The organism is Nocardia sp. NPDC058497 (assembly GCF_042720195.1).
In the GTDB taxonomy this organism is placed as follows: Bacteria; Actinomycetota; Actinomycetes; order Mycobacteriales; family Mycobacteriaceae; genus Nocardia.
This window is the reverse complement of the sequence record NZ_JBHXMY010000295.1, coordinates 1-7,295: the sequence shown is the minus strand read 5'-3', so window position 1 is coordinate 7,295 and position 7,295 is coordinate 1. Positions and strand designations below refer to the sequence as shown.

7 protein-coding genes are annotated in these 7,295 nt (G+C 68.7%); 6 read left to right on the top strand and 1 reads right to left on the bottom strand.

Annotated elements, in window-relative coordinates; all coding sequences use genetic code 11:
* Nucleotides 1-74 precede the first annotated feature (74 nt).
* Nucleotides 75-692: a hypothetical protein gene (locus ACFWPJ_RS19655; RefSeq protein WP_378853292.1), complete on the bottom strand. Its 618-nt coding sequence runs from the start codon at nucleotides 690-692 to the stop codon at nucleotides 75-77.
* A 303-nt stretch (nucleotides 693-995) separates the two neighbouring features.
* On the opposite strand from ACFWPJ_RS19655, the gene dapE reads away from it, so the two are divergent.
* From dapE to ACFWPJ_RS19625, 6 genes are read left to right on the top strand one after another with little or no spacing between them, the layout of a single operon-like run.
* Nucleotides 996-2,090: a succinyl-diaminopimelate desuccinylase gene (gene dapE, locus ACFWPJ_RS19650; RefSeq protein ID WP_378853290.1), complete on the top strand. Its 1,095-nt coding sequence runs from the start codon at nucleotides 996-998 to the stop codon at nucleotides 2,088-2,090.
* A 36-nt stretch (nucleotides 2,091-2,126) separates the two neighbouring features.
* The gene (locus ACFWPJ_RS19645; protein WP_378853288.1) at nucleotides 2,127-2,930 is read left to right on the top strand and encodes a TIGR00730 family Rossman fold protein; all 804 of its coding nucleotides are present in this window, start codon (nucleotides 2,127-2,129) and stop codon (nucleotides 2,928-2,930) included.
* A complete protein-coding gene (locus ACFWPJ_RS19640) occupies nucleotides 2,927-3,481 on the top strand; it encodes a TIGR00730 family Rossman fold protein (RefSeq protein ID WP_378853286.1) in 555 nt (184 codons plus the stop codon). The genes ACFWPJ_RS19645 and ACFWPJ_RS19640 overlap by 4 nt, the downstream gene beginning before the upstream one ends.
* A 12-nt stretch (nucleotides 3,482-3,493) precedes the next feature.
* The gene (locus ACFWPJ_RS19635) at nucleotides 3,494-5,260 is read left to right on the top strand and encodes a long-chain-acyl-CoA synthetase (protein WP_378853284.1); all 1,767 of its coding nucleotides are present in this window, start codon (nucleotides 3,494-3,496) and stop codon (nucleotides 5,258-5,260) included.
* Between the two features lie 27 nt (nucleotides 5,261-5,287).
* Nucleotides 5,288-6,247, top strand: coding sequence for a dihydropteroate synthase (folP, locus tag ACFWPJ_RS19630; RefSeq protein ID WP_378853294.1), 960 nt, complete (start codon nucleotides 5,288-5,290; stop codon nucleotides 6,245-6,247).
* Nucleotides 6,244-7,182: a glucosyl-3-phosphoglycerate synthase gene (locus ACFWPJ_RS19625; RefSeq protein WP_378853282.1), complete on the top strand. Its 939-nt coding sequence runs from the start codon at nucleotides 6,244-6,246 to the stop codon at nucleotides 7,180-7,182. Before folP ends, ACFWPJ_RS19625 begins: the two co-directional genes overlap by 4 nt.
* The last annotated feature ends 113 nt before the right edge of the window (nucleotides 7,183-7,295 follow it).

Sequence of the window (7,295 nt, the reverse complement as noted above, 5' to 3'; positions counted from 1 at the left end):
TCGTGGGCTGGTATATGTTTATAAGACACAGGACAAAATCGTCCGCGCACCCTTCATGGTGTTACTGCCTCAGATCACGGCTGGCCGGTGGCGAAGGCGGTGACGGCGTCCAGGAATTCCTGGCCGCCCATCACGTAGCCGCCGATGACCATGCCGGCGGGGATGGTGATCAGCCACAGGAACGGGATGAACGAGCCGATGATGCCGCCGATGACGATGCCGGGCAGGTTCTTGTTGACCTGTGCCATCAGCCGGTCGTAGGAGCTGATGTCCTTCAGCTCCGCCACGTTCGCCAGCTTGGCGGTGTCCTCGGGCGTCATCGACGCGGCCAGCGTGACGGTGCGGCCGTCCTGGCTGATCTCCGGGGCCACCGCGATGGGCAGGCCGGCGACCTCGGAGCGCAGCGCGACCTGGTCGACGGTCACGCCGTCAGCGGCGACCAGGGCCACCGCGGAGCCGTCCGGGGTGACCTGGAAGCGGCCGCTGTCGACGGCCCAGGTGATGGTCTTGTCCGCGGGCGAGACCGTGGTGTTGTAGTTGATGCCGTGCACGGCACCCGAAGTCACGCCCCCTGAAGCCACCACGGCCGGCTGCTCGGTCGCCACGGCGGGCTGACCGTTCGCGGTAGCGGCGGTGATACCCACCGCGGTCACCGCGAGGAAAACGGCGGTAGTGATCTTTCCGAACTTCATTGTGTAGAGCCCCTCCATATTGCCGCTGCCCGGAACTGGGCAGCGGATGTAACGCTATCGAACCGAAAAACGATGTGCCGCAACCGGGTTCGTAGTCACAGATTCGTAATATTTGCTGTGGGCCATCCGGAAACGAGTGGCGGCGGTGGTCTGTCGAGGTCGTTGCTGGTTGGTTGATGTTCGCTGTGGTGATGCTGTCGTGGACCGTGGTGACTTCGCCCGGAACGCGAGCCTTCGGCCGGTTGATCACCGCGATGACGGCGAACGAGCAGTGCGGTCCCGTCTGCGTACTACTGTCGAGAGGTGACTCTCGATTTGCGCGCCGATCCCATCCAGTTGACTGCCGCCCTCGTCGATGTGCCCAGTGTGTCGCGCGACGAGGCCAAGATCGCGGATCTGGTCGAGCAGGCATTACGGGAGCAGACCACCGGGTTCGAGGTGCTGCGGCACGGGAACGTGGTGCTGGCGCGCACGCACCGCGGGCTGCCGACGCGGGTGATTCTGGCCGGTCATCTGGACACCGTGCCGATCGCCGACAACGTCCCGAGCCGCCCGGACACGGTGGACGGGGAGCCCGTGCTGTTCGGTTGCGGCACCGTCGACATGAAGTCCGGCGACGCGGTATTCCTGCACCTGGCGGCCACCATCGCCGAGCCGGCGCACGACCTGACGCTGATCTTCTACGACGCCGAGGAGATCGCCGCCGAATTCAACGGCCTCGGCCGGATCGAACGGGAACTGCCGGAGTGGCTCGACGGCGACCTGGCGATCCTGGGTGAACCCTCCGGCGGCTGGATCGAGGCCGGTTGCCAGGGCACGCTGCGGGTGCGGCTGAGCACCGCGGGCGTGCGCGCGCATTCGGCGAGGGCCTGGCTCGGCGTCAACGCGATCCACGGGCTCGCGCCGGTGCTGGCCCGGTTGTCGGCCTACGAGGCGCGCGAGGTCGACATCGACGGCTGCGTGTACCGCGAGGGGCTGTCGGCCGTGCGCGTGTCCGGCGGGGTCGCCGGCAATGTGGTGCCCGATGCCGCCGAGGTGGATGTGAACTTCCGCTTCGCCCCTGATCGCACGGTCGAGCAGGCCATCGCCCACGTGCGCGAGGTGTTCGACGGCCTCGACGTCGACTTCGTGGTCACCGACTCCTCGCCCGGCGCGCTGCCCGGTCTCACCGCGCCCGCCGCGCGCACCCTCATCGACTCGGTCAATGCCCACGGTGGCGGCGGCGTGCGCGCCAAGTACGGCTGGACCGATGTCTCGCGCTTCGCCGCCCGCGGCATCCCCGCCGTCAACTTCGGCCCCGGCGACCCCAATCTTGCCCACAAGCGCGACGAACACGTCCCGCTGAGCCAGATCACCGCTGTCACCGCGATGCTGCGCACCTACCTGTCAGCCCGTTGACGACCCTCGGCGATTCGGACCCAGTAGCGTGGGGGTATGTCTACCGATTCCGCTGATCAGGCTGGGAAGGTCAGACCCACGGCGAAGTTCCGTGGGCCGGTGATGTTCCGGCGGGAACGCAAGCCCGGGCTGCGGACCGCGGACCGGAACCTGCTCGATACCCGGCAGGACAGCGACTGGGTACACACCGATCCGTGGCGGGTGCTGCGGATCCAGGCCGAATTCGTCGAGGGGTTCGGCGCGCTCGCCGAGGTTCCGCCCGCGGTCACCGTGTTCGGTTCGGCGCGCACGCCGAGCACCGATCCCGAGTACGCGGCGGGCAGGGCCATCGGCGCCGCGCTCACCGAGGCCGGTTTCGCGGTGATCACCGGTGGCGGACCGGGTGCGATGGAGGCCGCCAACCGCGGGTCGTCGGAGGCGGGCGGCTACTCGATCGGGCTCGGTATCGAGTTGCCGTTCGAGCAGGGCCTCAACGACTGGGTCGATCTCGGCATCAACTTCCGGTACTTCTTCGTCCGCAAGACGATGTTCGTGAAGTACTCGCAGGCCTTCGTCTGCCTGCCCGGCGGCTTCGGCACCCTCGACGAGCTGTTCGAGGCGCTGACCCTGGTGCAGACCCGCAAGATCACCCGGTTCCCGATCATCCTGTTCGGCACCGCCTACTGGTCGGGCCTGGTCGACTGGCTGCGCGATTCGCTGGCGGGCTCGGGGAAGATCTCGCCCGAAGACCTCGACCTGATCCAGCTCACCGACAGCGTCGACGAGGTCGTGCGCATCATCCAGGGCGAGACCGGCGACCACGCGAACATCGAGCGGCTCGGGACCGAGGACCAGTGGTGAGCGCGCCCTACTCCGTCTGCGTCTACTGCTCGGCCAGCACCACCGATCCCGACCTGATCAGCCTGGCCGCGCGCGTCGGCACCGAGATCGCCCGGCGCGGTTGGCAACTGGTCTCCGGCGGCGGTCACGTGTCGATGATGGGCGCGGTCGCCACCGCGGCCCGCGCGGGTGGTGCGCACACCGTCGGGGTGATCCCGAAGCATCTGGTGCACTCCGAAGTCGCCGATGTCGACGCGGGCGAACTGCTCGTCACCGACACCATGCGTCAGCGTAAACAGCTGATGGAGGCACGATCCGACGCGTTCCTCACGTTGCCGGGCGGGATCGGCACGCTCGAGGAGTTCTTCGAGACCTGGACCGGCGGCTACCTCGGCGAGCACGCCAAACCCGTTGTCGTGCTGGACGCGAACGGCTTCTACAGCGGGCTGTTCCGCTGGATCGATGAACTGTACGAACGCGCGATGGTGTCGCCGCAGGCGCGCGAGCGCCTCACCGTGGCCGCCGACCTGCCCGCCGCATTCGCTGCGCTGAAACCGGCTGTGGCCGGCTAGGAGAGATTCGACGTGAGCAACGACGCCCGCTCGACCGTGAGCGTTTTCGACCTGGCCAAGGCGCTGCCCGGGATGGCGCTGGACGCACCCGGCATGCTGCGCAACGCGCGCGGAATGCTGGTGGGGCCCAAGGCCAAAGCCTCCATCGGCCTGTATTTCCAGCGGGTCGCCCACCGCAGGCCCGACCGCGTTTTCCTGCGTTTCGAGGGCCGCTCCTACACCTATCGCGCCGCCAACAGCGAGGTGAACCGGTACGCGGCAGTGCTTTCCGCGCGCGGCGTGCGGCGCGGCGACGTGGTCGGCGTGCTGATGACCAACCGGCCGGAGACGCTGTTCACGGTGCTCGCCGTGCTCAAGCTCGGCGGCAGCGCGGGCCTGCTCAACTACAACCAGCGTGATCAGGTGCTCGCGCACAGCATAGGCCTGCTCGACAGCGTGCTCACCGTGGTCGGCGAGGAATGCGCCGAGGCGCTGGACTCGCTGCCCACGCCCGCTGAGAACGTACTCACCGCCGAGGAACTCGCCGAATCCGCCCGCACCGCACCCGATGCCGATCCGGCCGTGTGCACGCAGGTCACCGCGGGCGAGCGGGCGTTCCTGATCTTCACCTCCGGCACCACCGGCCTACCCAAGGCCAGCGTGATGACCCACTACCGCTGGACCAAGAGCATGGCCGGGCTCGGCGGGCTCGGTGTCCGGCTGCGCGCGGACGACGGCCTGTACTGCTGCCTGCCGCTGTACCACAACAACGCGCTCACGGTCGCGCTGTCGGCAGTGCTGGCGGGCGAGGCGACCTACGTGCTCAGCCGCAAGTTCTCGGCGTCGGGGTTCTGGGAGGAGATCGCCCGGGAGCGCGCGACCGCGTTCATCTACATCGGCGAACTGTGCCGGTACCTGCTCAACCAGCCAGTGCGGCCCGCCGAGAAGAACAACAGGGTCCGCCTCGCCGTCGGCAACGGGTTGCGGCCGGAGCTGTGGGACGAGTTCCGCAGGCGGTTCGGGATCGGCCGGGTGGTGGAGTTCTACGGGTCCAGTGAGGCGCCGCTGGCGTTCGTCAACGCGTTCGGCCTCGACCGGACCGCCGGCCTGTGCCCGCTGCCGTACGCGGTCGTGGAATACGACGACGAGACCGGCAAGGCCCGGCGCGGCAGCGACGGGAAACTGCGCCGCGTGCGCTCGGGCGGGGTCGGCCTGCTGCTGGCGAAGGTGAACGACCGCCAGCCCTTCGACGGCTATACCGACAAGCAGGCGTCCGAATCCAAGCTGGTTCGCGACGGCTTCAAGAAGGGCGACTGCTGGTTCGACACCGGCGACCTCGTCCGCGATCAGCACTTCTGGCACATCGCCTTCGTCGACCGGCTCGGTGACACGTTCCGCTGGAAGGGCGAGAACGTGGCGACCACGGAGGTCGAGGGCGCGCTCGACCACGACGAGAGCATCGAGCAGGCCGTCGTCTACGGCGTCGACATCCCCGGCACCGACGGCAAGGCGGGCATGGCCGCGGTCACCCTGCGTCCCGGCGCCGAGTTCGACGGCAAGGCGCTGGCGGCGACCGTCTACCAGCGGCTGCCGATGTACGCGATCCCGCTGTTCGTGCGGGTGGTGGCGGAGCTGGAGCAGACTTCGACGTTCAAGAGCCGCAAGGTGGAGTTGCGTAAGCAGGGTTATGCCGTGGATGGGGACAGTCGGCTGTATGTGCTGTCGGGTCCGGCTACCGGGTATGTGCCCGCCTACGACGGGTACGCGGCCGACGTCGCGGCCGGTCAAGCGCCGCGGTAGCAAGGTAACGTCTGATTTCGCATGAACATGGGTAACTCGTCGGGCACGCCCGAACCCCGACCAGAAGCACAACCGCCTGCCCGGAGCACCAGCAGTAGCGGGACCGAGTCGTCGGCAAAAGTCGCGGAGAGGCGGCTCTGCGGGCGACCCGTGGCTACCGATCGTGCCCTGGTGATGGCCATCGTGAATCGCACTCCCGACTCCTTCTACGACCGGGGCGCGACATTCAGCGACGAGGCCGCCATGGAGCGGGTGGCCCGCGCGGTCGACGAAGGCGCTGATCTGGTCGATATCGGCGGGGTGAAAGCGGGCCCCGGCGTCACGGTCGACGCCGTCGAGGAAACGCGGCGGGTGGTCCCGTTCGTCGCGGCGATCCGGGCGAAATATCCCGACCTGTTGATCAGTGTGGATACCTGGCGCAGCGATGTCGCGCGGGCCGCTGTCGGCGTCGGCGCCGATCTCGTCAACGACACCTGGGCCGGTGCGGACCCCGACCTGGTGCACGTGGCCGCCGAGACTGGCGCGGGCATCGTCTGCAGCCACACCGGCGGTGCGGTGCCGCGTACGCGCCCGCATCGGGTCCGCTATGCCGATGTGGTGGCCGAGGTGACGGCGACGGTTGTCGCCGCGGCGGAAAATGCTGCGGCCGCGGGTGTGCGCCGGGATGGCATCGTGATCGATCCCACCCATGATTTCGGAAAGAACACCTATCACGGGCTCGAGTTGTTGCGCGGAATCGACGGTCTTGTAAATACCGGATGGCCAGTCTTGATGGCACTGAGCAACAAGGATTTTATCGGGGAGACTTTAGGTGTCGGTCTGACCGAGAGGGTCGAGGGCACATTGGCGGCGACCGCGTGGTCGGCCGCCGCGGGCGCTCGCATCTTCCGGGTTCACGAAGTCGCCGAAACCCGGCGGGTCGTGGACATGATCGCCGCGATCCAGGGCATCCGGCCCCCCGCACGAACTCTGCGAGGTCTGGCATGAAAATCCAACACCGCGAGCCCGCCTGGGCCACCACCCACACCTGGGACACCCCTGATTGGACGGTCGGCGAGCTCGTCGCCGCCAAGGCGGGCCGCACCGTCTCGGTGGTGCTGCCCGCGCTGAACGAGGAAGACACCGTCGCCGCGGTGGTGGCCAGTATCCGGCCGCTGCTCGGCACGCTCGTCGACGAACTGATCGTGCTCGACTCCGGCTCCACCGACGCCACCGCCGCCCGTGCCCGCGCGGCCGGTGCCGAGGTGTTCACCCGCGAGGAAGCCGTGCCCGAACTCGAGCCGGTCCCCGGCAAGGGTGAGGCGCTGTGGCGCTCGCTGGCCTGCACGACGGGTGACCTGATCGCCTTCGTCGACTCCGACCTGATCGACCCCGACCCGGCCTTCGTGCCCAACCTCCTCGGCCCCCTGCTGACCATGCCGGGCACCCACCTGTCCAAGGCGTACTACCGCCGCCCACTGCGCCAGGGTGAGTCGGTCGATGCCCACGGCGGCGGCCGCGTCACCGAACTCGTCGCCCGCCCCCTCCTCGCGGCCCTTCGCCCCGAACTCTCCCAGGTCCTGCAGCCCCTCGGCGGCGAATACGCGGGCACCCGCGAACTTCTCACCGCCGTCCCGTTCGCCCCCGGCTACGGCGTCGAGATCGGCCTGCTCCTCGACACCTACGACCAGCTGGGCATGGACGCCATCACCCAGGTCAACCTGGGCGTGCGCACCCACCGCAACCGCCCCCTCGCCGACCTCGGCGTCATGAGCCGCCAAATCCTCGGCACCGCCCTCGGCCGCAGCGGCGTCACCGACTCCGGCGCCGCCCTCACCCAATTCCCCCTGATCGGCGGCGAATTCATCCCCCACTCCACCGAGGTCTCCCTCGAAGACCGGCCCCCGATGAAGACCCTCCGCCCGGAACAAGTCGCCGCGTAATCCACCCCACCGGGCGCCTCGCCCCCGCGCCGGGGCGCCCGCCGGCTGCGGGTGCGAGAGAACCTGCCGGACAGCCAGGCTGGGTGAGCGGGGTTGGTTGGGGGCGGGGGTGG

Bases quoted from the DNA above. Each gene is read 5' to 3' on its own strand.
- ACFWPJ_RS19655 (WP_378853292.1), bottom strand. From the start codon at position 692: ATGAAGTTCGGAAAGATCACTACCGCCGTTTTCCTCGCGGTGACCGCG.
- ACFWPJ_RS19645 (WP_378853288.1), top strand. From the start codon at position 2,127: ATGTCTACCGATTCCGCTGATCAGGCTGGGAAGGTCAGACCCACGGCG.
- folP (WP_378853294.1), top strand. From the start codon at position 5,288: ATGGGTAACTCGTCGGGCACGCCCGAACCCCGACCAGAAGCACAACCG.
- ACFWPJ_RS19625 (WP_378853282.1), top strand. From the start codon at position 6,244: ATGAAAATCCAACACCGCGAGCCCGCCTGGGCCACCACCCACACCTGG.